Source organism: Corynebacterium lizhenjunii (assembly GCF_011038655.2).
Taxonomy (GTDB): Bacteria; Actinomycetota; Actinomycetes; order Mycobacteriales; family Mycobacteriaceae; genus Corynebacterium; species Corynebacterium lizhenjunii.
Genome location: NZ_CP064954.1, coordinates 1 through 24,585, shown reverse-complemented (window position 1 = coordinate 24,585; position 24,585 = coordinate 1). Strand labels below are relative to the sequence as shown.

The 24,585-nt window shown below is 60.1% G+C and carries 24 protein-coding genes, 2 tRNA genes and 1 pseudogene; 12 read left to right on the top strand and 15 right to left on the bottom strand.

Features of this window, described 5'->3' with window-relative positions; translation table 11 throughout:
* Positions 1 to 110 precede the first annotated feature (110 nt).
* Positions 111 to 1,160 carry a polysaccharide deacetylase family protein gene (locus G7Y31_RS00130; RefSeq protein ID WP_244977405.1) on the top strand — a complete coding sequence of 350 codons (1,050 nt, stop codon included), beginning with the start codon at positions 111 to 113 and terminating at the stop codon, positions 1,158 to 1,160.
* A 53-nt stretch (positions 1,161 to 1,213) separates the two neighbouring features.
* Here the strand turns inward: G7Y31_RS00130 and G7Y31_RS00125 are convergent, their stop codons facing one another.
* Positions 1,214 to 1,627 (bottom strand): MarR family winged helix-turn-helix transcriptional regulator, encoded by a 414-nt coding sequence (locus G7Y31_RS00125; RefSeq protein WP_235923131.1) that lies wholly within the window; start codon positions 1,625 to 1,627, stop codon positions 1,214 to 1,216.
* Between the two features lie 257 nt (positions 1,628 to 1,884).
* On the bottom strand, positions 1,885 to 3,147 hold the full coding sequence (locus G7Y31_RS00120; RefSeq protein WP_165009270.1) for an MFS transporter: 1,263 nt from the start codon (positions 3,145 to 3,147) through the stop codon (positions 1,885 to 1,887).
* Positions 3,148 to 3,396: 249 nt separating this feature from the next.
* On the opposite strand from G7Y31_RS00120, the gene G7Y31_RS00115 reads away from it, so the two are divergent.
* On the top strand, positions 3,397 to 3,861 hold the full coding sequence (locus G7Y31_RS00115; protein WP_165009272.1) for a hypothetical protein: 465 nt from the start codon (positions 3,397 to 3,399) through the stop codon (positions 3,859 to 3,861).
* A gap of 93 nt (positions 3,862 to 3,954) precedes the next feature.
* Here G7Y31_RS00115 and sucD read toward each other — a convergent pair whose 3' ends face one another.
* Positions 3,955 to 4,845: a succinate--CoA ligase subunit alpha gene (sucD, locus tag G7Y31_RS00110; protein WP_165009274.1), complete on the bottom strand. Its 891-nt coding sequence runs from the start codon at positions 4,843 to 4,845 to the stop codon at positions 3,955 to 3,957.
* A gap of 57 nt (positions 4,846 to 4,902) precedes the next feature.
* The gene (sucC, locus tag G7Y31_RS00105) at positions 4,903 to 6,153 is read right to left on the bottom strand and encodes an ADP-forming succinate--CoA ligase subunit beta (protein ID WP_165009276.1); all 1,251 of its coding nucleotides are present in this window, start codon (positions 6,151 to 6,153) and stop codon (positions 4,903 to 4,905) included.
* Positions 6,154 to 6,548: 395 nt separating this feature from the next.
* Here sucC and G7Y31_RS00100 point away from each other — a divergent pair, with 395 nt between their 5' ends.
* The 4 genes and pseudogenes from G7Y31_RS00100 (at position 6,549) to G7Y31_RS00090 (ending at position 9,097) form a co-directional block, all read left to right on the top strand.
* Positions 6,549 to 7,202 carry an MOSC domain-containing protein gene (locus tag G7Y31_RS00100; RefSeq protein WP_165009278.1) on the top strand — a complete coding sequence of 218 codons (654 nt, stop codon included), beginning with the start codon at positions 6,549 to 6,551 and terminating at the stop codon, positions 7,200 to 7,202.
* A 285-nt stretch (positions 7,203 to 7,487) separates the two neighbouring features.
* A protein-coding gene (locus tag G7Y31_RS00095) for an IS3 family transposase (RefSeq protein ID WP_165009375.1) occupies positions 7,488 to 8,686 on the top strand; the annotation gives its coding sequence in 2 pieces (ribosomal slippage) (positions 7,488 to 7,773 and positions 7,773 to 8,686; 1,200 coding nt in all).
* A 3-nt stretch (positions 8,687 to 8,689) separates the two neighbouring features.
* A pseudogene (locus G7Y31_RS12040) lies at positions 8,690 to 8,791 on the top strand (Abi family protein); the annotation flags it as partial.
* A gap of 15 nt (positions 8,792 to 8,806) precedes the next feature.
* Entirely contained in the window at positions 8,807 to 9,097 is a 291-nt protein-coding gene (locus tag G7Y31_RS00090; protein WP_244977404.1) for a hypothetical protein, read from the top strand.
* 78 nt (positions 9,098 to 9,175) lie between these two features.
* On the opposite strand, the gene G7Y31_RS00085 is transcribed toward G7Y31_RS00090, so the two are convergent.
* The 4 genes from G7Y31_RS00085 to gyrA form a co-directional block, all read right to left on the bottom strand.
* Positions 9,176 to 9,248: transfer RNA gene (locus tag G7Y31_RS00085), tRNA-Ala, on the bottom strand.
* A 9-nt stretch (positions 9,249 to 9,257) separates the two neighbouring features.
* Positions 9,258 to 9,334, bottom strand: a tRNA-Ile gene (locus tag G7Y31_RS00080).
* 97 nt (positions 9,335 to 9,431) lie between these two features.
* Positions 9,432 to 9,770, bottom strand: a complete 339-nt coding sequence (locus G7Y31_RS00075) for a DUF3566 domain-containing protein (RefSeq protein ID WP_165009279.1) — start codon at positions 9,768 to 9,770, stop codon at positions 9,432 to 9,434.
* 3 nt (positions 9,771 to 9,773) lie between these two features.
* A complete protein-coding gene (gene gyrA / locus G7Y31_RS00070; protein ID WP_165009281.1) occupies positions 9,774 to 12,332 on the bottom strand; it encodes a DNA gyrase subunit A in 2,559 nt (852 codons plus the stop codon).
* A 148-nt stretch (positions 12,333 to 12,480) separates the two neighbouring features.
* On the opposite strand from gyrA, the gene G7Y31_RS00065 reads away from it, so the two are divergent.
* The 4 genes from G7Y31_RS00065 to G7Y31_RS00050 are packed head-to-tail and all read left to right on the top strand — an operon-like array spanning position 12,481 to position 13,760.
* Positions 12,481 to 12,705, top strand: a complete 225-nt coding sequence (locus G7Y31_RS00065; protein WP_165009283.1) for a CopG family transcriptional regulator — start codon at positions 12,481 to 12,483, stop codon at positions 12,703 to 12,705.
* On the top strand, positions 12,702 to 12,962 hold the full coding sequence (locus G7Y31_RS00060) for a cell filamentation protein Fic (RefSeq protein ID WP_165009285.1): 261 nt from the start codon (positions 12,702 to 12,704) through the stop codon (positions 12,960 to 12,962). The genes G7Y31_RS00065 and G7Y31_RS00060 overlap by 4 nt, the downstream gene beginning before the upstream one ends.
* Before the next feature lie 11 nt (positions 12,963 to 12,973).
* Complete coding sequence (locus G7Y31_RS00055) at positions 12,974 to 13,330, top strand: hypothetical protein (RefSeq protein ID WP_165009287.1); 357 nt, start codon at positions 12,974 to 12,976, stop codon at positions 13,328 to 13,330.
* Entirely contained in the window at positions 13,323 to 13,760 is a 438-nt protein-coding gene (locus tag G7Y31_RS00050) for a DUF6918 family protein (RefSeq protein WP_165009289.1), read from the top strand. Before G7Y31_RS00055 ends, G7Y31_RS00050 begins: the two co-directional genes overlap by 8 nt.
* Before the next feature lie 63 nt (positions 13,761 to 13,823).
* Here G7Y31_RS00050 and G7Y31_RS00045 read toward each other — a convergent pair whose 3' ends face one another.
* Entirely contained in the window at positions 13,824 to 14,183 is a 360-nt protein-coding gene (locus G7Y31_RS00045) for a DoxX family protein (RefSeq protein ID WP_165009291.1), read from the bottom strand.
* Positions 14,183 to 14,755, bottom strand: a complete 573-nt coding sequence (locus G7Y31_RS00040) for a TetR/AcrR family transcriptional regulator (RefSeq protein WP_165009293.1) — start codon at positions 14,753 to 14,755, stop codon at positions 14,183 to 14,185. The genes G7Y31_RS00045 and G7Y31_RS00040 overlap by 1 nt, the downstream gene beginning before the upstream one ends.
* Positions 14,756 to 14,832: 77 nt before the next feature.
* Here G7Y31_RS00040 and G7Y31_RS00035 point away from each other — a divergent pair, with 77 nt between their 5' ends.
* Both G7Y31_RS00035 and G7Y31_RS00030 read left to right on the top strand, forming a co-directional pair.
* Entirely contained in the window at positions 14,833 to 15,057 is a 225-nt protein-coding gene (locus G7Y31_RS00035; protein WP_165009295.1) for a hypothetical protein, read from the top strand.
* A complete protein-coding gene (locus G7Y31_RS00030; RefSeq protein ID WP_244977403.1) occupies positions 14,990 to 16,213 on the top strand; it encodes an HNH endonuclease signature motif containing protein in 1,224 nt (407 codons plus the stop codon). Before G7Y31_RS00035 ends, G7Y31_RS00030 begins: the two co-directional genes overlap by 68 nt.
* Positions 16,214 to 16,651: 438 nt before the next feature.
* Here G7Y31_RS00030 and gyrB read toward each other — a convergent pair whose 3' ends face one another.
* The 5 genes from gyrB to dnaA all read right to left on the bottom strand — a co-directional run bounded on the left by gyrB (position 16,652) and on the right by dnaA (position 24,267).
* Entirely contained in the window at positions 16,652 to 18,790 is a 2,139-nt protein-coding gene (gene gyrB / locus G7Y31_RS00025; RefSeq protein WP_165009297.1) for a DNA topoisomerase (ATP-hydrolyzing) subunit B, read from the bottom strand.
* A 144-nt stretch (positions 18,791 to 18,934) separates the two neighbouring features.
* Positions 18,935 to 19,552 (bottom strand): DciA family protein, encoded by a 618-nt coding sequence (locus G7Y31_RS00020; protein WP_235923126.1) that lies wholly within the window; start codon positions 19,550 to 19,552, stop codon positions 18,935 to 18,937.
* A 3-nt stretch (positions 19,553 to 19,555) separates the two neighbouring features.
* Positions 19,556 to 20,713 carry a DNA replication/repair protein RecF gene (recF, locus tag G7Y31_RS00015; RefSeq protein WP_165009299.1) on the bottom strand — a complete coding sequence of 386 codons (1,158 nt, stop codon included), beginning with the start codon at positions 20,711 to 20,713 and terminating at the stop codon, positions 19,556 to 19,558.
* A 24-nt stretch (positions 20,714 to 20,737) separates the two neighbouring features.
* Entirely contained in the window at positions 20,738 to 21,922 is a 1,185-nt protein-coding gene (dnaN, locus tag G7Y31_RS00010) for a DNA polymerase III subunit beta (RefSeq protein ID WP_165009301.1), read from the bottom strand.
* 620 nt (positions 21,923 to 22,542) lie between these two features.
* Positions 22,543 to 24,267, bottom strand: coding sequence for a chromosomal replication initiator protein DnaA (dnaA, locus tag G7Y31_RS00005; protein WP_165009303.1), 1,725 nt, complete (start codon positions 24,265 to 24,267; stop codon positions 22,543 to 22,545).
* Positions 24,268 to 24,585: the final 318 nt, after the last annotated feature.

Below are 24,585 nucleotides of genomic sequence, written 5' to 3'. Positions count from 1 at the left end.
TTAGTTAACAATTTTCTCATGCTTTGGGCATGTCGCGGCCTGCGTGGGGCATGCGCGTGGGCACAATGGTCCAGAGCCATTTACCGCACCCGCCTGAAAGGATGCCCGCCGTGCATCTACGCCGCCTTGCCGCCGCCTCACTTGCCGCTTGCCTACTGTTCGCCGCTCCCGCCCAAGCCGGCACCGCCCATGCCAACCCGGGCCACACCAACCCAGGCCACACCAACCCGGGCCGCACCAACCTGGGCAGCACCAATCCAGGCCAGAACGGCTCCGCACAGGTCGGTCGGGGCGACATCATCCTGGCACAAGCCAATCCGCTTGGATCCGCAACAGGCGCTGATCCCTTCGCGCAGCTCAACCAGTTCAGCTCCCAGACCAGCTCTCGAGCCGAGGACGGCGTGCACCAAGCCCTGCGCTCCGCCTACCAAGCGTTACCGGAGCCTGCGCGGAACCACCCGGGTATCGCCAACCAGGCCCGTGCGATGGGCCTGGTGGATCCACCGGTGCGGAATGGGACGGTGGGGGCTGCGGGGGCATCGGCAAGCTCACCTGCTCCTGGCTGCGCCAACTGCGTGGCCCTTACCTTCGACGATGGCCCGGCCACGCCCACCCACCAACTACTGGACATCCTGGACCGAAAGCGTGTCCAAGCCAGCTTCTTTGTGCTCGCGCCCAAGGCCAACGCGCAGCCACAACTGCTGCGCAGGATGGACGCCGCCGGACACACAATCGGCAACCACACCGCGACCCACCGTGAGCTGAACAAACTCGACGCTGCCTCCGTGGACCGCGAGATCGCCCAAGGCAATGACGCCGTGCGCGCCGCCACTGGGCACGGGACGCGGTGGATGCGCCCACCCTATGGCGCCACCAATGACACCGTGGCTGCGGCTGCTGCGCGCGCCGGCGCCGCCCAAGCCTTCTGGAGCGTAGACACCCTAGACTGGAAAACCCGCAACACTGAACAGACCTGCCGCACAGCGGTTGGTGAAGCCAAGCCGGGCGCGATCATCCTCATGCATGACATTCATCCCAGCACTGTGGCGGCTGTGGAGTGCATAATTGACGGCCTGCGCGCTAAGGGCCTAGCGCCGGTCAATCTGGATACGCTCATCCCCCACCCGCAGCCTGGCCGGATTTACTACTCGCGGCCCTAACGCGGCTGGACTGGGGACGGCTAAACCGTGCCGCTGGGCTGAGTGGAGATGGACTAACAGCAGTCTTCTTCCTCAATGCCGATGATGATCCGCCGCGAAATCTGCCCCAATTGGCGCACCTGGGCGCGGGTTAAGCGGTCCAAAATAATTCGGCGCGCGGCCTCCACGTGACCAGGAGCGGTGGCCACGACCTTGTCCCAGCCGGCATCGGAAAGCTTGGCAACAGTAAAGCGACCATCGGCGGGGTCCGGCTCACGCTCAACCCAACCGGCCTTTTCCAGGCGGGAAACCACCTGGCTAAGACGTGACAGCGACCCTCCCGTAATGTGCCCCAACTGGCTCATGCGCATGGTGCGACCACTGGCCTCCGAAAGCCGAGACATCACGGTGTAATCATAGAAACTCATGCCCGCATCCCGACGCAGCTGGCGGTCAAGTTTGTTAATCAGCTGCAGATTGACGTGCATGAGTGCCACGAAGGAATCCAATTCCTCCTCGTCTAGCCAGCGGGGCTCAGTCGCGCTACCCTCACCTGCCCTATGGGACAACACTGTGCAATCCCCGGCTCCACTATCGGGCGTGGCCGAAGCGGCGTTGTCGCAGCAGCGCGGTTCCTCATCCTGACCAGTCATAAATCACACCCTAACACACGCCCCACAGCCCGCCGGGGCGCAAAAAGGGCCCGGGAACCCCGGGCCGGAGGCAATACCTTATAAGTCCCGGGCTACCCGACCGTCCGCGGTGCTCGGGCGGCCGGTAAACGAGTCGCTACCGCGGCGAACACCAACGCCACCGCCAGGGCGATAGCCGCAGCCTGTGGGAACCCGGACAACGCTGCAAAAAGCAGCATGCCCAGCGGGGTACCCGCCGTAAACACCAACTGATCCCTGGTTGCGAACTGATGCACCAGTGCATCAGTGCCCAAGGACTGGCCCAGCGTATCCCAGGAAATACCAGCCGCCGTCATAAACAATGAGGCCACGGCCCCCACGATTGCAATAAGGACGAACACCGGAGAGAAAGCCAATGCCAGCACCTGCCCGGCCAGGAACAACAGCATCAGGAACTGAAGAGTACTAAAACGCACTGCATCCAGGGCTCGCACAATAGTGGCCGCCGAACCCAGCAATGATCCCGCCGCCAATGCGGTGGCCATGAAGCCCCACGTTTTCTCATCAAATGCATTCATAATCCATGTCGGACCGGCGCTGCCCAAAAAGCCATTTACCAGTGCAGCCACCAGCCAGGTACCCAGGCCAATGTGTACCCAGGACGGCAGCTGCACGCGGGAGGCAGCGGGCGGGGTGGCCGGGGAATTGGTGGGTGCAGAGGCATCGGTAGTCGGAGCGGTGGCGGCATCGGCGGAGGCGGCGGGTGCGGAGACGGGGGCATCGGCAGGCTCTGCCGGGGCGCGGCGTACTTGGAGGAAAGGCAGAACTACCAGCATGGCCACCACAAAAGTTGCGCCGTCGATGAGCAGCACAGTGTGGAAACCCAGGGTGAGCACCGCTGCCGTGCCAATCATGGGGCCGGCGATGAACAGGACATCGCCGAGCATGGACAGCGTACCGTTCACGCGAGTGCGCTGCGTGTCACTGAACAATTGGGAGAGCAGCGCAAAGCGGGCCGGCGCAAAAAATGACGCCGCGCACCCGTACACGCAGCTGGACACAGCAAAAGCCGCTATCGAATCCCCTGTTATCGACACCCAGGCCACCAAACCCCACTGGGCTAGCGCGCGCACCATGTCACTGCCCAACATCCACGGGACCGGACGCGACGGCGTCGGCAACTTTCGCACCACCAGCGAGCTGACAAACCGGCCCGCCCACAGCGCGATAAGAACCGTAGTCAAGCCGCGGCCCGAAGGATCCAGGCGATGGGACTGCAGCGCAAAAGCAATGGGAACAAGGCCATCGCCCAGGCCGGACACAAGTGCAGCAACAAAGACCAAGCTAAATTTTTTGGAATAGGTCAGGTTTTTCATTGCCGGTCAGTTTAGCCTGGTAGCACCGGGGGTTAAGGATCAGGGGCGAGCGCATTAGTCATTAAGAGTGGTTGCCGCACTAATTTCGCTATGTTACCGTGGTCACTGTCCAAACCGATCAACCTCAACTAAGGAGGCAATTCAGTTGAAGACCAAAATTTCACTCGCTATGGCCACCGCGCTAACCTGTTCCCTCTTATGAAGCACTGTCGCAACTGCAGCGGAAGGTAGCCAGAAAGGAGAACCAAAGTGTTGAAAGAGCGACTTGTCTTAGGTATCGCGCTGCTACCGCTCATTTTTGGAGTGGGAGTCTCCTCCTATCTATGGGCAGGCTATGCCGAACCGTCTCGATCCATGATCGGCATTCTCGTATCGAGCACCCTCATCGGTATTGCGGCCACCTATTTTGCCGTGACGAACCTTCAGCAGGCGAAACTAGGCAATAGGCAAGATCAAAAGAAACAGGAAGCCCAGCTTTCGGGCTCGGCGAAAACTTCGCCCAATAAGACGTCGAATCCGGTGAAGGAACGTCTAGCCTTGGCCTTGGCTGTTATTCCCCTCATTTTTGGTATTGGCGCTTCCGCCTATCTGTGGGTCTACGATGTTCAACCGTCCCGGGGTATTGTTAGCTCCCTCGTTATGAATATCCTCATCGGACTGGTAGCCACCTACCTAGCAGCCACGAACCTACAGCGGGCAAAGCAAGAGAATTAGAAGACGCACTAGCAGCTGGCAGCCCCACGCTCAAGCCAGAAAGGGCTACTTTCTGGCTTAGCCGTGTGCTAAGACCAGCGACATGCTAGCTACTTAACCGCGCTGGGCTAGGACTTCCCGCAGCAGCTGCGCCGCCTGGGTAGGAGTCTTGCCCACCTTTACGCCGGCATCCTCTAGCGCAGCGCGCTTGCCTTCTGCCGTGCCAGAGCCGCCGCTGACGATAGCCCCCGCATGGCCCATGGTCTTGCCCTCCGGCGCCGTAAAGCCTGCGATATAGGCAACGACCGGCTTGGTCACGTGCTTCTTGATGTACTGGGCAGCGTATTCTTCCGCGTCGCCACCGATTTCACCGATCATGATGATGGCCTCGGTGTCCGGATCGTTCTGGAAAGCCTCAATAGCGGAAATGTGAGTGGTGCCGATGATCGGATCGCCACCGATACCGACGCAGGTAGAAAATCCGATATCGGACAGCTCGTACATCATCTGATACGTCAGCGTGCCCGACTTAGACACCAACCCAATCGGACCCGGGTTCGGTGCTGTGTCCGCCGGGATAATGCCCGCATTGGACTGGCCCGGCGTGTACAACCCCGGGCAGTTCGGGCCGATAATCCGGGTGCTGGTCTCGCGGGCCAACGCGTAGAGTTCTGCGGTGTCCTTGACCGGGACACCTTCGGTAATGATGACCACCAGGTCAATGGCGGCGCGAATGGCTTCCTCCGCGGCATCTTTGGTGAACTTAGCTGGCACAAAAATCACCGAGACATTTGCGCCGGTAGCCTGCATGGCCTCGCGCACAGAGCCGAAGACGGGAATCTTTACTCCGCCGTCGAACTCCACAGACTCGCCAGCCTTCTTCGGGTTCACACCACCGACGATGGTGGAACCAGCCCGCAGCATACGCTGAGTATGCTTCATGCCTTCGGCTCCAGTCATTCCCTGGACGATGATCTTGGAATCAGAATTTAGAAAGATGGACATGGGGGTGCTTTCTCCTCAGCAAATAATGGAGCAGTAGATGGTCTATCGCAAGTGGATCTAGATCTGGTGGCCGATTTCTGGGGCCGCATCAGCGGCAGCGGCAGAGGCTGCACCGGCACCTGTGCGCGAATCTGCACTAGCGGCCAGCTCGGCGGCCTTGCGCGCCGCGGCGTCCATGGTGTCTACTCGCTCCAGTTTCGGCAAAGCCGCGTTATCCAAAATGCTGCGGCCCAGCTCTGCATTATTACCATCCAGACGCACCACCAGCGGCTTGGGCTCCACGCCTTCGGCATCCAAAATCTTGTAGGCCTGCACAATACCCTTGGCTACCTCATCACAAGCGGTAATGCCGCCGAAAACATTCACAAACACCGAGCGCACCTGTGGGTCACCCAAGATGACCTCCAGACCGTTGGCCATGACCTCCGCGTTGGCACCACCGCCGATATCCAGGAAGTTCGCTGGCTTGGGCGCCCCCGGCAGGTCCTCTCCCGCATAAGCCACCACGTCTAGCGTGGACATAACCAGGCCAGCACCATTGCCGATGATGCCCACCGATCCATCCAGCTTCACATAGTTCAAGCCCATCTTCTGCGCCTTGAGCTCCAACGGATCCGTGGCCCCATGATCCTGCAGCTGGGAGTGCTCCGGGTGCCTAAACTCCGCATTATCGTCAATGGTGACCTTGCCGTCCAAGGCAATGATCTCACCCTGACCGGTCTTGACCAGGGGGTTGACCTCGACCAAGGTGGCATCGGCAGCGGTGTAAACACCATAGAGCTTCTTGAGCACCGGCACCAATCGCGCGACATCGGCCTCTGCAAACCCTGCCTCATATGCCATATCGCGAGCGAGGGTGTCCGTCATGCCATCCAGTGGGGAGAAACTGCGCTTGACCAGGGCATCCGGGCGCTCTGCCGCCAGCTGCTCAATCTCCACGCCGCCCTCTTTAGACAGCATGGCCAAATAACGTCGCTTGGTGCGGTCGAGCAGGATGGAGAAGTAGTATTCCTCCGCAATGTCCGCGCCCTCGGCCACCATGACCTTGCGTACCGTGTGCTCCTTGATGCGCAAGCCCAGAATCTCATCCGCAACCTGCCCAGCTTCTTCCGGGCTGTGCGCCAGCTTTACACCGCCGGCCTTGCCGCGGCCACCCACCTTCACCTGGGCCTTCACAACGACCACCGGGGTGTTCAGCTTCGCAGCGGCCTCTTGGGCCTGCACTGCCGATGTCGCCACAATGCCGCGCAGCACCGGCACATCATGCTGTTCAAATAGGTCTCGAGCTTGGTACTCGTAGAGATCCACTACTACTCCATTTCATTTTTGCTTCATGGCCTTTGCTTCATGGCCATTGAGTTGCCCTCATCGATAGTAAGGAAAATCTTGTGCCCCAAGCCACCATTGCTAAATTCTGCGCGCGCGGATTAACAAGACTTTGCAACTGTTGCCACTTCCTGCGCCAGCCGCAGGTACGCCCACTTCGCGGCGTTCACTGCACTACCCCCGCGCGCTACCCCCGCCCAGATTCCAGTCCGGCACAACCAACGGAAAACCCCGCCCACACATAGTGGCCTCGCACACTGGCCTACGCACGTTGGCCCACGGGCGTTAGCTCCGTACATTGGCCACACACATTAGCGCAAACACATTGGAGCACGCAGCTTGGCCCAAGCAGATTGGCAGCGTGGCACAATGGCCACATGAAAGTCCTATCCACTAACATCGCCGTGCCCCGCCCGGACCCCAGCGGACGGCACGCCTTAAGCGGCATCGACAAGCAACCGCACCCCTACCTTGACATCACCATCCCCGGACCCAACTATGGCGACGGCTCCGGGGTAATCGGCGACACTATTGGCGACCACGAACACCACGGCGGTGCCGACAAAGCCATCTACGCCTACGCGCGCGAGGAGCTCGACTACTGGGAGGGCACGCTCGCGCGCAGCATCAGCAACGGTTATTTTGGCGAGAACCTCACCACTACTGGCCTAAACCTGAGTGAGCTGCTGATTAACCAACAAATTCGCGCCGGAAGCGCCCTGCTGGAAGTTTCCATTCCCCGGCAACCCTGCGCCACCTTTGCCCGCTGGATGGATGAGCCCGGATGGCTAAGAAAATTCACCCAGCGCGGCGATTGCGGCGCCTACCTGCGCGTGATTAGCCCAGGGCGCATTAGCGCCGGCGACAGTCTGGAGCTTATCGGTCGGCCCGACCATGACGTGACCATGCGCATGGCTTTCCGGGCCAAGATGGGCGACATGGCACTTGCCCGGCACATCGTTGCCGTCGGCTGCCTGGCGCCTGTTCACCACAACCAGCTGCGGGACAAGCTCGCTGTGCGGGATGCATGATCGGGCGGTGACCGAGGGCGCGACGGCACAATAGTCTATGGTGCGATGTTCAGCAACCTCCGCGACATTTCGGGAGTATTTGGGGTTTGTTTTTTCCTCTAGATCATGTAGAATTTGGCCTACACATGCCCGATCCTCTCGCAATGAAAATTGTGATGATCCGGGCTTTCTTTTCCGGTAGCGTTGCTTCATGGACCAATATCAACCCACCGTAGCGGACCTGACCCCCTTGGAGTGGACATGGGCTAACCCCGGTTGCTAGCCGGAGAAAGGTACTGTGTGACCATGCCCCGTAAAACGTATTCTGAGCAGTTCAAGCGCGATGCTGTCGCGGTCTACGAGAACTCTATGGAAGGCTCCTTCAATTCCATCGCTGCAGATCTTGGTGTTAACCGAAATTCCCTAGCGAACTGGGTCGACAAGTACGGCACCGGCAAGCGCGCTCGTCGTAGCCGTGAGCAGGCCCGCGCCCGGCAGGTTGGTGATGCTGAGCGGATCCGGCAGCTGGAAAAGAAGCTGGCCATCGTCGAAGAAGAACGCGATATCTTGCGCAGGGCCACCTTATATTTCGCCAAGGAGATGAACTTGTAATCCGCTTCAAGTTCATCGATGACCATATCCACCGATATTCGGTAAAGCGGATGTGTCAGGTGCTCGACGTACACCGGTCGTCGTATTACGCATGGAAGAAGGCCAAGCCGAAGCGTCTGGCGCGTAGGAGTGCTGATGAAACTCTTGGCAGGCAAATCCGTGAGGTCTTTGATGAGGAAAAAGGCCTCTACGGAGCCAAACGAATTGCAGCTGAGCTCTCCGAGCGCGACGACAGTAACCCAGTCAACCACAAGCGCGTAGCCCGGGTGATGAAGAAATTAGGCCTGTACGGGTTTAGTAAGAAGCGCCGTGTGAAAACCACGGTGTCCGCTTCTTCCCGCCGGGTATTCCCGGACCTGGTCAAAAGGCGTTTCCGTGCTGATGAGACCAATCGTTTGCTTGTTGGCGATATCACTTACCTGCCTATCCAAGGAGGAACAAATCTGTATCTCGCGACCGTCATCGACTGTTATTCACGCAGGCTGGTCGGGTTTTCGATTGCTGATCACATGCGTAGCGAGTTGGTCATCGATGCCCTGGAGGAAGCACTCAGACAGCGCGGAAGCCTTGTTGGGGCGATCTTCCACAGTGACCACGGCAGTGTCTATACCTCGAAAGAGTTCCAACAAAGCTGCCGCGACCTGGGAGTTATCCAGTCCATGGGTGCGGTGGGAACGAGTGCCGATAATGCCCTAGCGGAGTCGTTTAACGCGACCCTCAAGCGTGAAGTACTGCGTAATCGACGATGCTTCGCCTCAGTCGACCAGGCCCGCAGGCAAGTCTTTGCCTGGTGCGTCAGATACAACACCAAGCGACGACACTCCTGGTGCAAATACATGTCCCCCATACAATTCGAAGCAGCTACATGCGCTATCCTAAATGCTGTAGCTTAACCCATAATTCCGTGTCCACAATCCAGGGGTCGTGCCCGAAAGACACTCACAAGTCTGCTCCAGCATCTGAACTATGTCCGTAATGTTTGTGCCCACCACTCACGGCTCTGGAACAGGCAAATGACTGTCAAACTGGCAATCCCAAATAAAGCTGTCGTTGAGGAGTCACTCCACCACTTGGAAGAGACTCCAGGAGCCACAGATCGCATTTATCCCACTTTGGCCACCATCGCCTATATATTGTCTTTCGTCAATGATTCGGACATTTGGAGCCACAGAGTGGCGACACATATCCAGAGTTTTCCGGGCAACAATCTCATCAATCTGGAACAAGCAATGGCATTACCAGCAGGATGGGGAAAGCTTGCACTCTGGGATCCCAAAATACGGGTAATAAACGGCAAATCCTAGGTTCTGGGTCGCATAGCCGGTGGGCGGTATGCGGAAAGTCCAGACCCTGTGTGAGTCTGGACTTTCATTCCACTTCTGTGGAGCATAGGAGAATCGAACTCCTGACCTTCTGCTTGCAAAGCAGATGCTCTACCAATTGAGCTAATGCCCCTTTGTTCCGTGGTGGGCCTAGCAAGAATCGAACTTGCGACCTCATCGTTATCAGCGATGCGCTCTAACCGACTGAGCTATAGGCCCGTAGTGCGGAACGAGATGTAACTTTACATCCCGTTCCGTGACCACACAAATCCGCAGTACAGCGGCTATTTTGGGGCCCGTCCAGCCTTGGGCGGGCCTAGTAGTCGGTCAGGCGCAGCACCACGCCGCCAAAGAGATCCACCACGGAGTTGTAGATGACCGCCAGGAGCGGAGCCAAGATGGTCAGCAGCACCGCCATGATGGCACCCACCAGGGCGCCAACAGCCAAGACCAAGCCGAAGGTGATGGTCAGGCCGCCGCCCACATCGGAAATCAGCGCGTTGACGGAGTCCCATATACCCGCCTGATCCATGCCGAACCACAGCAGGCACAGGGCCAGCAGCCACGCCACCAGACCCAGGACTGAAAACGCCAGGCCCACCCGGAATGCTGACAGCGGCGCTATGCGCTTGACCATCACGTCTCGCCGTGCCATGGCCTACTCCTCGTCCTCGTCGGCGGCGCTAACGCCTGGCAGTTTTTCCTGCTGGACGTCCTCGATGGACTTCTCGCCCTTCGCCACGGCTTCCGCGGTCTCCTCGCCGTCGTCTTCCACGTTGCGGTCGATGGCCAGCAACTCGACATCATCGGCCAGGTTCACCAGGCGCACACCCATGGTGGCGCGCGAAGACGGGCGTATCTGGGCAACCTCGGTGCGCACCACGCCACCGGCGGAGGTGATGGCAAAGATCTCATCATCCTCGTCCACCGCGATGGCAGCAATGAGCTTTCCGCGCTTCGGGGTGTACTTGAACGTCATTACACCCAGGCCGCCGCGGCCTTGCTGCGTGTACTCCTCAATCGCCGTGCGCTTACCGTAACCACCGGAGGTGGCCACCAGCAGGAACTGGCCATCGTTAACCACGGACATCGACAGCAATTGGTCATCGCCGCGGAAACGCATGCCCTTGACACCGGCTGTAGCTCGGCCCATTGGGCGCAGCTGATCGTCATCGGCGGTAAAGCGGATGGCCTGCCCCTGCTCGGAGGTCAGCAAGATGTCATCACCCTCAGAGACCAGGGAGGCCCCGATCAGGGCATCGCCCTCATTGAGGTTAATGGCAATCAAGCCGGCGGAACGGGCGGACTCATAGTCCGTCAGGCGCGACTTCTTTACCCGACCCTGCTGGGTAGCCAGCACTAGGTAGGGGGCATCCTCATAGGATTGGATTTGGATAACCTGGGCAATCTTTTCTTCCGGCTGGAATTCCAGCAGATTGGCCACGTGCTGGCCGCGGGCCGTGCGGCCTGCCTCCGGCAGCTCATAAGCCTTGAGCCGGTATACCCGGCCGAAGTTGGTAAAGAACAAGATCCAGTCGTGAGTGGAGCAGATGAAGAAGTTCTTCACAATGTCATCTTGCTTCAGCTCCGCACCGCGCACGCCCTTGCCACCACGCTTTTGTGCCTTGTAGGCGTCCACCTTGGTGCGCTTGGCATAGCCGGTAGCGGTGATGGTTACCACCACGTTCTCCCGGGCAATAAGGTCCTCATCGGTGACATCACCAGACGCTGCCACAATCTGGGTACGCCGCTCATCGCCGTACTTTTCGACGATCTCTTCCAGCTCATCGTGGACAATCTGGCGCTGGCGCTCCTCGCGGGCCAAGATGTCCTTGTAGTCCGCGATCTCTTCTTCGATCGCAGCCAGCTCGTCCACAATCTTCTGGCGCTCCAGGGCCGCCAAACGGCGCAGCTGCATGGCCAAAATGGCGTCTGCCTGTACATCGTCTACATCCAGCAGGGCCTTCAAACCCTCGCGGGCCTCATCCACCGTCGGCGAACGGCGGATCAGCGCAATGACCTCATCCAGCATGTCCAAGGCCTTAACCAAACCGCGCAAGATGTGGGCGCGCTTCTCGGCCTCATCCAGGCGGAACTGGGTGCGCCGCACAATGACCTCGATCTGGTGCGCCACGTAGTAGCGCAACATTTGGTCCAGGCGCAAGGTGCGCGGCACGCCATCGACAATGGAGAGCATGTTGGCACCGAAGGAGGTCTGCAGCTGCGAGTGCTTGTACAGGTTGTTGAGCACCACGCGCGCTACCGCGTCCCGCTTGAGCGTGACCACAATACGCATGCCCACGCGGTCCGAGGACTCATCCTCAATCTTGGAAATGCCCGCAATCTTGCCGCTGGCTACGGACTCAGCAATGTTGGCCACCATATTGTCCGGGTTGACCTGGAAAGGCAGCTCCGTAATCACAATGGTTTGGCGGTTGCCGGACTCCTCAATCGAAGTCACGCCACGCATGCGGATGGAGCCACGGCCGGTGGTGTAGGCGTCCTTAATACCCTGGTCACCCACAATCAGGCCCGCGGTGGGGAAATCCGGGCCCTTGACGTAGCGCATGCACGCCTCCAGGGCCTCCTCCTCAGAAGCATTGGGGTGGTCCAGGAGCCAGTAGATGGCGTCTGCCAGCTCATTTAGGTTGTGCGGCGGAATGTTGGTGGCCATGCCCACCGCAATACCGCCAGAGCCATTCATCAGCAGGTTGGGCACACGCGATGGCAAAATATCCGGCTCTTGAGTCTTGCCGTCGTAGTTCGGGGAAAAGTCCACCGTGTTTTCGCGAATATCGCGCACCATCTCCATGGCCAGCGGCGTCATGCGGCACTCCGTATAACGCATAGCTGCAGGGCCGTCGTTGCCGCGCGAACCGAAGTTGCCCTGGCCGTCCACCAGCGGGTAGCGCATGTTCCATGGCTGCGCTAGGCGCACCAGGGTGTCGTAAATAGCGGAGTCGCCGTGCGGGTGGAATTGCCCCATGGTGTCAGAAACCGGGCGGGCGGACTTTACGTAGCCACGCTCCGGGCGGTAGCCGGAGTCAAACATGGCGTAGAGAATGCGCCGGTGCACGGGCTTGAGACCATCGCGCACCTCTGGCAGCGCGCGGCCAACAATGACGGACATGGCGTAGTCGATATAGCTCGACTCCATCTCCGCATTGATGTCAATGGGAAGAATGCGATCAAAAAGATCGCCGTTGTTGTCACTCATGGTGGCCAATTTTAGCCTGCAAATCACCCATTTACACCCTCCCGCGCTATTTCAGCCCCGTTTGCGGCGTTTACACCCCCGCTATTGCTACCACCGTGATACCACCATGCTGCTTTGCTTGCCGATGCCCCCTGCTACCCTAAGCACCATGGCCATGACCCTGCGCTTAAGCCCCGAGCAAGACCACGCCCTCACCCTGCTGGCCTCTGCCACCGGCACGTCCAAGCATGAGGCCGCCGTGCGTGCCATTGTTGCCGCTGCTGCCCGTACGCTTGCCGATGCCACCGTAACCGCCACCGCCCGTGAAGTCCTGCCTGGCTATAAAACCCTGGAAGACGATATTCGCCGTGCCCGCCCCACCCGCCGGCCATGACCGCCGAACAACTGCTCCTGCTGGCCCACGAGTTTTGCATCACCCACCGCACCACGGTGAACAATTATGCGGCGTTGGTTGCGGGGGCATCGGCAAGCACTGCCCGAATTGAAGGCATAGCCATCCACGCCAACGCCCAAGAAGCCGCCCTTGCGCTGGAAGAATGCCTGCGCGCCTTCCCCGCGCTAAGCGGCCGAAACCAAGAATTTGCGGCATTTTGCGCCGAAGTATTCCTTCACGTGGCCCAAACCCGGTAGATTGGAGCGTTATGAAACTCAAGAACCTCGCAGTAGCTGCTCTCACCACCGCCCTCATTGCCGCCGCCGCACCGGCTGCCAGCGCCAATGAGACCCTGATTAATAACAACACCGGTACCGGCTTTGAGCCCGGCACCAATGGCGTGTCTTTTACCGGCTCCTCCCTGACCGATGTCGCCTCCATCACCGTGCCCACCCTCCTGGGCGCGGGCCTGATTGCCAACCGCGCCGGCGTTATGCCGCAACTGCCCAACCCCGCCAACTTCTTTGGCCAGGGCGGATCCTCCAACATCAATGCTGAGCTAGAGCGTTTGGGCCGCGACATCAACAACCAAATCGCTGCTTTCACGGGAATTGCGCGTGGCTAATCTCTCCCAGTTGCTAGAGCAACCCACCCGCGATGCCGTGGTGGCGGACCTCGCCGCGTTTGCCGAGGACACCATCGCCTCCCAATCCGGCCTAACCGGCATGGCCCTTAAAGGTACGGTAGCTGCGGCGAAGAAGGTGGACGGTGCGGTGGTTGCCAAGGGCATCGGCAAGCTCCTGCCGGACATCCTGGGAGACTTGCAGCCTTATTGGCAGGACTTTGAGGCCTCCGGCCAGACAGACTTTGGGGCGTTTTTGCAGCCGCGCGCGCAAGACGTCACGGACTCCATCATGGCCGTCGCGGACCGCAACGCGGAATCCATCAATGTCGCGGCACTGTCAAAAGCCTACAGCTCACTGCGCGGTAAGGCTGCCAAATTCGTCACCCCGGTGGTGCCGGAGCTTGGCCGGATTATCGCGGCGCACATGTAACTGACCAGCGGGTGCCTGCACTGCGCACATGGAACCTAGTGCGCTGGCGCCGGTCGCATATAGCTACAGCGCCAGCGTGAGAGCCAGCGCGGCGACCGAAAGCGCCAGCATGGACAGGCAGTTGACCCAAAAGGCGCTGCCCAGGAACCCTGCGCGCACATGCGCCGCTGCGGCGGCCAGGAAGTAGGCAATCACCCCAACCATGGCCGCGATGCCCACCCCGGGCACCCACAGGCCCACGAGCAGGCCCGTTGCCGCCAGGGTCTTGATTAGTATGAGCGCCCACCACCAGTCCCGGGGCAGTTTTACTCCCGAAAGGCACTCGGCGATAAACGGCGCAGGCCGCAGCGACAGCAAGGCGTCGCCCACAAGGATTAAGGCCAACACGATGGACGGCCACGCAGGCACGGATTCGATAATCATTATTTGACTCCAAACAAGGTTTCCAGGCGGTTTAAGGATGCCGCAGCCCGGACTTGCAGTTCAGCGGTGGAATACAAACCCGCAGCCCAGCCAAGCAACAAGCCCAGGTAGACGTGGTAGAGCAGTTGCGCAAACTCCGTGGCAGTTTCGGGTTCCAACGCGCCATCCAGGCGCAACAAGATCTCGTCTACCAGAAGCGATTCCAGCTGGCCCAGGGCCTCGCCCTGATCACCGCGCTCAATGAGCGCCGCCCCAAAAGCGCGCGAGAGCTCCTCATGCCCGGTAAACAAATCCAGGAACGGCGTGAGGACCTCCAGCAAGTCCGTGGATTGCCCGCGCATATCCGCGTGCATGGCGGCAATTTGTTCACCAACCGTCTCGATGAGCAGCGTGCGCTTGTCCCCTACCCCCATCACGGTTCCCACGCTGACGTTTGCGGACGCCGCGATGGCGCGGATGCTGGTATCCGCAAAGCCCTGGGTCCTAAACAGCTGGTAGGCGGTGGATAAGACGGTTTCGCAGGTGGCCTGTTTTTGCACCTCGCGCCGTGAGTGAACGGGTTCAGTGAACATGTTCGCCAATGCTAGCACTAGAAGAATTTTTGGCAAACCCCTTGCGCGGGTGTCTGGGGCGGTTTAGACTGTGCGGCATGAAGCTCGGGGATTACTTAAAAGCACAGACCTGGGGTATCCAATTAGTGGCCCAATGCACCGGCATGACCGTGGAGGACTTCCAGGCCGCCGGTGCTGACCCCACCACGGCAACAGACTTAGCCACACTGGTACGCATCTACTTCGGCCCTGTTCGTGCCGCCGATTCTTCTTCCCAAGCCGCTGCCCGCGACCACGCCGCTAGCCACACTAACCAACATTGAACGACTCGTACGCCCAATCACCAAGGACCACACCTGGCAACTACGCACCTTACTATGCTCCCTGCCAGCTGCCGAGCACGAAGCAGCCGCCGCAGACTTCCGCGGGCCTTCCAAACAATCCAACCCCGAGCGCGGAGTACGCATGACACGCCGGGCCAACGGCAACCACACCATGTCCATTACAGACACCCCACAAGCCGTAGCCGACATGTACGGAGTCCTCACCGCCCAAGCCACCGCCGAAGCCCAAGCAGCAGCAGAAGCCCAAGCAGCCGCTGAAGCCCAGGCTGGTGCCGCGCAAGAGTCTCTCCCCGGCCTGGACAACAACGCCGACTCCGACCTCAATGGCGCGAAACCCGACACCACCACTGGTGGCCAGGCCAACGCTGACCTTAGCGGCAGCAACACCGCCGATCAGAACGACGGCAGCAACAACGCTAACCACCTCGACGCTGACCACCATGACGGTGGTGACGGTGGCGATGGTGGCGACCCCGGCCGGGCTGCTAGCAGGCCTTATCGGCCGAGTCCGGTGGACCTTGTTGATGCTGCCCACACCATCTTCTTCGGCACAGACGACAACGACGACTCTGTCCCGCATGCTGCAAGGCCGCAGGTGCGCACCAACGTCATTATCCGCCTTGAAGACCTCGACACAATCATCCACGGCGACGGCGAAGAAATCACCGTAGAGCTAACCAACGGGGCACGCATGACTGGTGCCCAACTTGTTGCCCGCAAACTAGCTGATATTGGGCTTATCACCCTCGTCCACCCCTTTGCTGGCCCGGTCAATCTCTACACGGCTCGTTCTGCTTCTTACAAGCAACGCCTTATGGCGTGGGCAGAACACCCCACCTGCGCCTGGCCCGGATGTAACAAGCCTGCCGAAGAATCCCAGATCCACCACATCCGCCGCCACAAAGACAACGGACAAACAGAACCGTCTAATTTGGTGCCACTGTGCAAGTACCACAACGGCACCAACGATGATGACCCCACCAAACCCACAGGCAGAGGCATCATTGAGCGTCTCAACGGGCGTATTGTTTGGTTCCCACCCTGGGGTGGGCCACCGTGGTATATCCCCAGCCCCGCACACCCCGACCCACCACCACACCCACCACACTCACCGGACCCGCCGCAACGGGAATAAACCGACCCCAGTCGGCCAGTCCGGCATGCCCGGGACTCACCGCAACGGGAATGAGCCGACCCCAGCGGCTAGTCCTGCCCAGCAACCATCTCGGCGATGGGAACAAATCACCACAGTCAGCTGGTCAGTTCCGCGCGCCCACCAGAACCGCCGCACCTGAGAGTCCCCGGCCAGCTGGTTAGTTTGGCTTGCGCTGACGCAATTTCTGCGCAAACACGACATTGTGTTATGGGCGGGGAGGGGCTTCCGCGCCGAAAATGCGTCACTATTTAGGTCAATGTAAGGGCATACGATGTCGAAGCGCATAGGAGGCGGCACAAAGCCCCGGCATGGCTGGAACAATGAAGTTCGAGTCTCCGGGGCTGCAAGGACTGAAAGGGCTGCAAGAATTAGCAGGACAACCCGGACCGCAGGAGCGGCCGGGGCCGGTAAAACCTACTAAACGTCCAAGAAGCGGACATCCTTTGCGCGGCGGGTGATGAAGGAGCGGCGGGCGGCGACGTCGTCGCCCATCAGGATAGAGAAGAGCTCATCGGCACGCTGCGCGTCCTCCAGGTCCACGCGACGCAGAATGCGGGTAGTGGGATCCAAGGTGGTCTCCCACAACTCATTCGGGTTCATCTCACCCAGACCCTTGTAGCGCTGGATGCCGTCATCCTTGTTGATCTTGCGACCGGCTTCCAGGCCCTCGTTGAGCTGCTGGTCCCGCTCAGCGTCAGAGAAAGCGTAGCCCGGCTCGCCCTTGCTCCACTTCAGCTTGTACAGCGGCGGATTAGCCAGGTAGACATGACCTTGCTCCACCAGTTGCGGCATGAAACGGAACAGCAACGTAAGCAGCAGGGTAGCAATGTGCTGGCCGTCCACGTCGGCATCGGCCATCAGCACAATCTTGTCGTAGCGCAGCTTGGCCACATCAAATTCCTCGTGGATGCCCGTGCCCAATGCGGTGATGATGGCCTGAACCTCGGCGTTTTTTAGCACCTTATCCATGCGGGCCTTTTCCACGTTGAGGATCTTGCCGCGTAGCGGCAAGATCGCCTGGAACATCGAATCCCGGCCTGCCTTGGCGGAGCCACCTGCGGAGTCACCCTCCACGATGTAGAGCTCCGAAATCTTCGGGTCCTTCGAACGGCAATCCGCCAGCTTGCCCGGCAGGCCGCCTAGGTCCGTGGCGGACTTGCGCCGCACCATCTCCCGCGCCTTACGCGCAGCGATCCGCGCGTGAGCAGAAGAAACCGCCTTATTAATAATGGTCTTGGCCTCAGCCGGGTTGGCATCAAACCAATCATTCAAATGCTCATTGACCGCGCGCTGAACAAAACCCTTGATCTCAGAGTTGCCCAGCTTGGTCTTGGTCTGACCCTCGAACTGCGGGTCGCCGACCTTCACGGAGATCACCGCCGCCAAGCCTTCGCGGCAGTCATCACCGGAGAGATTGCCGTCTTTTTCCTTGATCAGCTTGTGCTCTTTGGCGTAGCGGTTCATCAAGGTGGTCAGCGCTGCGCGGAAACCTTCCTCATGCGTGCCCCCCTCGTGGGTGTTGATGGTGTTAGCAAAGGTATGGACGGACTCCTTGTAGCCCTGGTTCCACTGCAAGGCAATCTCTACCTCGTGGTCATCGCCCTTGACATCAAAAGCCACGATGGTCGGGTGGATGGCCGTCTTGTTCTTGTTCAGGTGCTCAACGTAGTCCTGCAGGCCGTTCGGGTAGTGGTAGACCACTTCCTTGCGCTTCCGGGCCTTCGCTCCAGGTACAGCACTAGCACCAACACCAGCACCTGCCCCAACTCCGGCGGCCCCAGCCCCATCACCCGCACCGGCAGCAGCAGCACCCTCAGCGGCAGCCGTGTCACCCGAAGCGGCATCGGCAGACTCGGCATCGAGGGCGGTGAGGCTAATGGGGGCATCGCCAGCCTCGGCAATAGCCTCCAGCTCTGCCTGCTGTGCAGACACAGCGCGGTGATCCCGCAGCACAATGGTCAGCCCCTTGTTCAGGAAAGCCATCTCCTGCAGGCGGCGCGCGATGGTGTCGTAATTAAACTCCACCGTCTCAAAAATCTCCGGGTCCGGCCAGAAACGGATGGTGGTACCGGTCCCGCGGGCGTTGCCGCCTTCCTCCAGCTCCGCCGGAATGGCGTTGGTGAAGTTCTGGTACCAGTGCTTGCCATCACGCTTAATTTCGGCCTCCACCCGGGTGGACAGGGCGTTGACCACGGAAATACCCACACCGTGCAGACCACCGGAAACAGCGTAAGATTCCGAGTCAAACTTGCCGCCGGCGTGCAACTGCGTCATCACAACCTGCACGGTTGGCGCGCCAGAGGCGTGCATTTCAACGGGAATACCGCGGCCATCATCAATAACCTCTACGCCGCCGTCCTCCAGCAGCGTGACGGTGACCTTGGTGGCGTAGCCAGCCATGGCCTCATCGACCGAGTTGTCCACCACCTCCCAAATCAGGTGGTGGAGGCCGCGCACACCGGTGGAACCGATGTACATACCTGGGCGCTTGCGGACGGCCTCCAGACCCTCCAGGATCGTAATTGACCCTGCACCATATGCGTGTTCTTCAGCCACGGAAACGTGTACTCCTTTTGGCTAGCAATAAAATCTCAGACTCTGACCATCTTACACCGTGTCCCCCTACCTGAGCGCACTCAAATGGCGCCACAAGCCCAAATTTAGCCCGCTGCGGGGTTGCCCACCCCCGCGCGTGCGGCTTTAACCGTAAGTATCCGTAGATCCTTGGGGTTTGACCCACAGCGGCCCCTCGTAATTCCGGTGCTGCTTGGGCCCGGTAATGCGCAGCTGCACCACCACGTCCGGCCCCACCTTCTGCGCAATTCTGGCCAAGATGTGCCGCTGCAATAACCGCAGGTTACTGGACCAATTTGAGGAATCACAAGAAATATAAAGCACCTGCTCCTCAATCTTTTCGGGCTGCGAGTGCGCCGCGTTAAGGCTTCCCACCACCTCTTCCCAGTGCCCAAATACCCAGCCGTGCCCCAACTCCTCCTGCCAACCATTGGCCCGCACCGTCGCCCGCAGCACCTGCCCCAGCTTGGGCACCGCGAGCCCGCGTTGGGGGGCGCGGCCATCGGGCCCGGAAGGCCGGCCCAGTCCGCGCACTGCTCTGCGTGCCGCCCGGTCATCCAGGGTCGATTGCCCTGTGCCAGAGCTTGCCGATGCCCCCTCAACCCCAGCGTTGGTTGTGCCTAAGGGGGCATCGGCAAGCTCCTGCGGGGCCAGGCGCATAGTGGCGACCGGGGCGCTGAGCCGGGGAGGGTTGCGCGACAGGGCGCGGGCGGCATTGACGGCGTCTTGAATGAAGTCACCCATGGTTTAGGCGTCCTCCTGGAGCGCGGAGATGCGCCCTTGCGGGGTCTCGCGCACGGTGACCTGGTGGCGGGCCACCGGCTGGAGGTTGCCCGGCAGGTCCTCGTCCACTGCTGCGGTGATAAGGACCTGCTCCGCGTCGGCGGCCAGGTTCACCAGGGCCAGGCGGCGTTTGGCGTCGAGTTCGGCAAAAACATCGTCGAGGATGAGCACGGGATCGGAGCCCTCAGCGCGCAATAGCCCGAACTCCGCCAGGCGCAAGGCGATGGCATACGACCAGGTCTCCCCGTGGGAGGCAAAGCCCTTGGCGGGCTGGGCCCCTAGGTAAAGCTGCAGCTCATCGCGGTGCGGGCCCACCAAAGTCATGCCACGCTCAATCTCGCGGGGACGCTTGTTGGCGAGCTCGTGGAGCATCTGGGCTTCCAGCACGTCACGGTCAGCCAGGTCCACGGTGGAGGAATACTCCACGCGCGCAGGCCGCGACTCCGGGGCGAGGCCCTGGTAGGCGGTGGCTATGCGCTCGCCCAGGTCGTCCAGGAGCTCCAGGCGCGCGCGAATGACCTTGCCGCCCAGGGCCGCGAGTTGTTCGTCCCACACGTCCAGGGTGGCGAGGGCACTGGCGCCTTCTATATCGGCATAGCCGCGCCGCAGCGCAGCACCGGAGTTCTTCAACAGTGCGTTGCGTTGCTTGAGTACCTTGTCAAAATCGGCCTTGATCCCTGCTAAACGGGGTGTGCGGCTGGCGATGATCGCATCCAGGTAGGCGCGCCGGTGGGCGGGCTCGCCGCGAACTAAGGCCAGGTCTTCGGGAGAAAACAGCACCGTGCGCAGCACTCCTAGGAGTTCGCGCGGGGACCGCATGCGCGCCCGGTTGATTTGGGCCTGGTTGGCACCGTGCGGCTTGATCAACAAATGCGTGGTCAGTTCCCGGCCACCGTTGACCACGCTGAGCGAGACCCGGGCATTGGGCTGGCCTTCGCGCACCAAGGGGGCATCATGGTTAACCCGATGGGACCCCAGGTGGGCGGTGTAGCCGATGGCCTCGGCCACGTTGGTCTTACCGTAGCCGTTGCGGCCCACTAGGACCGTGATTCCGGGCTCGAGCTGCAAGTTAAGCTGCGGCCAGGAGCGGAAATCCCGTAGGTTGAGCTCGCGAACATACATGGGCAGACGCTGGAGGTGGGGCCTTTAGCCCGGCAGGCGCACGGGCATGAGCAGGTAGGTAAAGTTCGTATCCGGAGTGGGGAAATTGCCATCCTCGTCAACTTCCGGAAGTTCCTCCGGGGCCGGGATGATAATTGCCGGGCGCGAAGGCTCCGTGAAGCCAAACATCACGCGATCCGCATGCATGACGGCAAGGCCGTCCTTGAGGTAGGAGGGGTTAAAGGCGATGATCAACTCATCGCGGCCGCTAAATGCACACGGGACTGCTTCTTGGGCGTTACCCGAATCCGAACCGCCGGCGGCGAGCACCACCTGGCCATCGCTAAAGTGCATGCGCACCTGGGAGTTACGCTCCGTCAGCAGCGCCACGCGGCGCAGGGCTTCTTGCAGCGGACCGACCTCAATGGTGGCAATGGCCGTGTGTGTCTTTGGCAACAGCGGGGCAACGTTAGGAAACTCCGCGTCCAACATGCGGGTGGTGGTCTCCCGGGAGTCTGTGTGCATGCCAAAAAGGCCGTCAGCTCCAATATTGTCCCCGCTGCCAACCGCAATGTCTACCGGGGTATTCAGGTGGGTATCCAAGGACTTGGCGTTGTCTTGCAAAGTCTTGGCCGGGACCAGGAGTTTAGCCGTGACGTCTGGGCTAGCTGGCTCCCACTCCACGGTGCGCAAAGCCAAGCGGAAGCGATCCGTGGCGGTGAGTTCCATGCGGGAACCCTCAATCTTCAGATCCACACCGGTGAGCATGGGCAGCGTGTCATCCTTGCCAGCAGCGGCAGCTACTTGGCTTACGGCCTCCACAAAAAGTTGCGGGTTAATGGAGCCAGTAACCTCCGGCAGGGTGGGCAGCTGCGGGTAATCATCCAGCGGAATCAAGGGTAGCTCGAAGCGCGAAGAACCGCAGGCTACTAGCGCCTTGCCCTCCTCTACACGTACATCGACCGGCTTATTGGGCAGGTTGCCCACAATGTCTGCCAGCAACTTACCGGCGACGGCCACTACGCCGGGGTTTTCAATCTCTGCCGGAATGCGCACGCGGGTAGAAACTTCATAATCAAAGCCGCTGAGCTCTAGGCCTGTTTCATCGGCTGTAAGCAGCATGGCGCGCAGCACCGGCTGGGTAACCTTCGACGGCAAGTTGCGAGCAACCCACGCAACGGCGTTGGAGAGGTCATCCTTAGCGGCGCGGAATGACACGTCAGTGTCCATAGGGCTTCCAACTCCTCAATAAGTGTCATTTAGCGTGCTGTCTGCGCGGGTGGGCACGGCAGCACAAATTACATGTAATTGCTGTTCCAACTTACCGTATGGGCCGCACCAGTGGGACCTCAGCCAGCGAACTGGCCTGTGCCCCGGTCCCTGCCCACCGCGCCACGCTCCGGGACCTGTGAGGGTCAGGCGCCCAGAATCCCACACTCCCCCGTTTCTCTTAGAAGATCGATGGAAAAACCATAGTAGTGGTAATAGGCGCTGTGGAATCTGTGGATAAGCCCTGATCAGGCCATGTAATCACAAGTTTTTGATCTGTGATCGCCGGTGTGGGATCCCTGTGATCAACTACGCCGTCCTGTGAGTAAATATCTCGCACCGTGAGTTATCCACAGAATTACAAGAGTTCTCCCCGCGGCTCTCACAGCGTTGATCACAGAACGTGTCATTTGCCCGCAGGCCTGTGAAATCCCAGGGAGTGAGGAAAAGCACCGAATTACAAGAATGAAATTACACAGTTGTGAATAACGCTGTGGATAACTCTCTTGCTTGGGTTATCACATGCGCTAAGAACGCCGGTGGGAGTGCACGCGCGAGGAGAGCCGGTGGGGCTGTATACGCTAGGAGCGCCCGTGGGACTGCACGCGCGAGGTAAGCTCCTGGATCTCGTTGTAGGTGGTGCGGTTTTCGTTCATCTCTTTGCCCACCTTGCGCACGGCGTACATGACGGTGGTGTGGTCCTTGCCGCCGAATTGTTCGCCGATCTTCGGCAGAGACAGCTCGGTGAGCTCCCGGCACAGGTACATGGCCAGCTGGCGGGCGTGGGCGATGGCCCGGCGTTTGCCAGCACCGCGCAAGTCATCCGGGTCGATGTCAAAATACTCGGCGGTTACGTCAATAATCGCGCCCACGGAGATTTGCCGGCCGGCATTATCCGGTACCAAGTCGCGCAAGGCGATCTCTGCCATCTCCATATTGATTGGCTCATTGACCAGCGAAGAATACGCAGAGACACGGATCAGTGCGCCTTCCAGTTCGCGGATGGAAGACTCAAAGCGTGAGGCAATGAGTTCGAGGACTTCCCGGTCAATCTGCGTGCCATCGGCAGCAGCCTTCTTCATCAAAATGGCAATGCGGGTCTCCAAGTCCGGTGGCTGGACGTCGGTGATCAGCCCACCTTCAAAGCGCGTGCGCAGGCGGTCTTCCAGGGTGGTCAGCTGCTTGGGCGGGCGGTCCGAGGACAAAATGATCTGCTTATTGGCCTGGTGCAGCGCGTTGAAGGTATGGAAGAACTCCTCTTGAGTTGACTCCTTTCCCTCAAGGAATTGGATGTCATCAACCATCAAAATGTCCAGGTTGCGGTAGCGCCGCTTGAAGGATTCCTGGCGGTCATCGCGCAGTGAGTTGATGTAGTCATTTGTGAACTCCTCAGAGGAGACGTACTTGACTCGCAGCCCGGGGTGGAGCAGCTGGGCGTAGTTGCCGGCGGCGTGGAGCAGGTGGGTTTTGCCCAAGCCAGACCCGCCCCAGATAAACAGGGGGTTATATGCCTTGGCTGGAGACTCTGCCACGGCCACGGCTGCGCCGTTGGCAAAGCGGTTCGAAGACCCGATAACAAAGCTTTCAAAGGTGTGCTTGGGATTTAGCGAGGTCTCCCGGTTCGGATCATGCGCCGGGGCTTCGCGCTTGATGCGCGCTGATTGCGCCGCGGCCGTCTGTTGCGGGCCCTGCTGTGCGGTGGTGGCGGCGTAGGCGTCGGCAAGGTCGTCTAAGCTGGCGGGCTCGGAGGACGCCGGGTGCGCGAAGGTCTCTTGCCAACTATTGGCCACGGAAGAATCCATTTGCGCAGGCCGCGGCGGTATTGGCTGCACAGGCTGGTGTGCAGACTGGGGGGACGGGAAAGAGTGCGAGCCTTGTGCAGCCTGCGCAGCTGCTGAATCCGGCTCGGTTGTCACTGGCTGCGACTGGGCGTGCGTCTGTGCCGGTGGCTGCACCTGCGCCTGCCCGTGCGTCGACGTCGCTGCTTGCGTTTGCTGCTGTGCGGGCGCCCCCGGATCCGCCACCGCCACGGACACGGCCAAGGAGTAGGGCCGGCCAAAGTGGGCAGCCAGGGCGGTGGTGATGTGTTCTGCCAATTCCACCTCGAGGACGTGTTTGCCCATCTCATCCTTGGCCGCCAGCAGCGCATACCCGTTGTCTAGCATGATGGGCCGGGCCAGCTGCAGATAAATGCGCTGGGTGTGGGTCAGTGCGGGCACGCCAGAGCCGGTGCGCTGTGATAGCGCTAGAAGTTCTTCGACTACTGCACTCCACTGCGCAGCGGCTGGATTGTGGGATTCGGACACGAAGGGCTTCCTCAGACTGAAATTAGACAACGAATAACAAGTTTTTCCACGGGGTCTTCCACAGCATGCTTGCCCTGGCCACGCGGTGTTTCCCACAGATTTATTCACAGCTGTGGAAAACTCGGTTATCCACAGGCTACCTGATGCCTGTGGAAAACTTTCAATGAGGGCTTTGGAGCCGTGACCTGTATAAACCCGAAAACCCTCAATCTTGGCTTGAGGTTTATCCACAGGGGCGCCGCGGTCCGTGACCTCGAATAATTACAGTTTTACCCGGTATTTGCCACAGCTGTCTAACCGTTTACTCACATCCTCCAC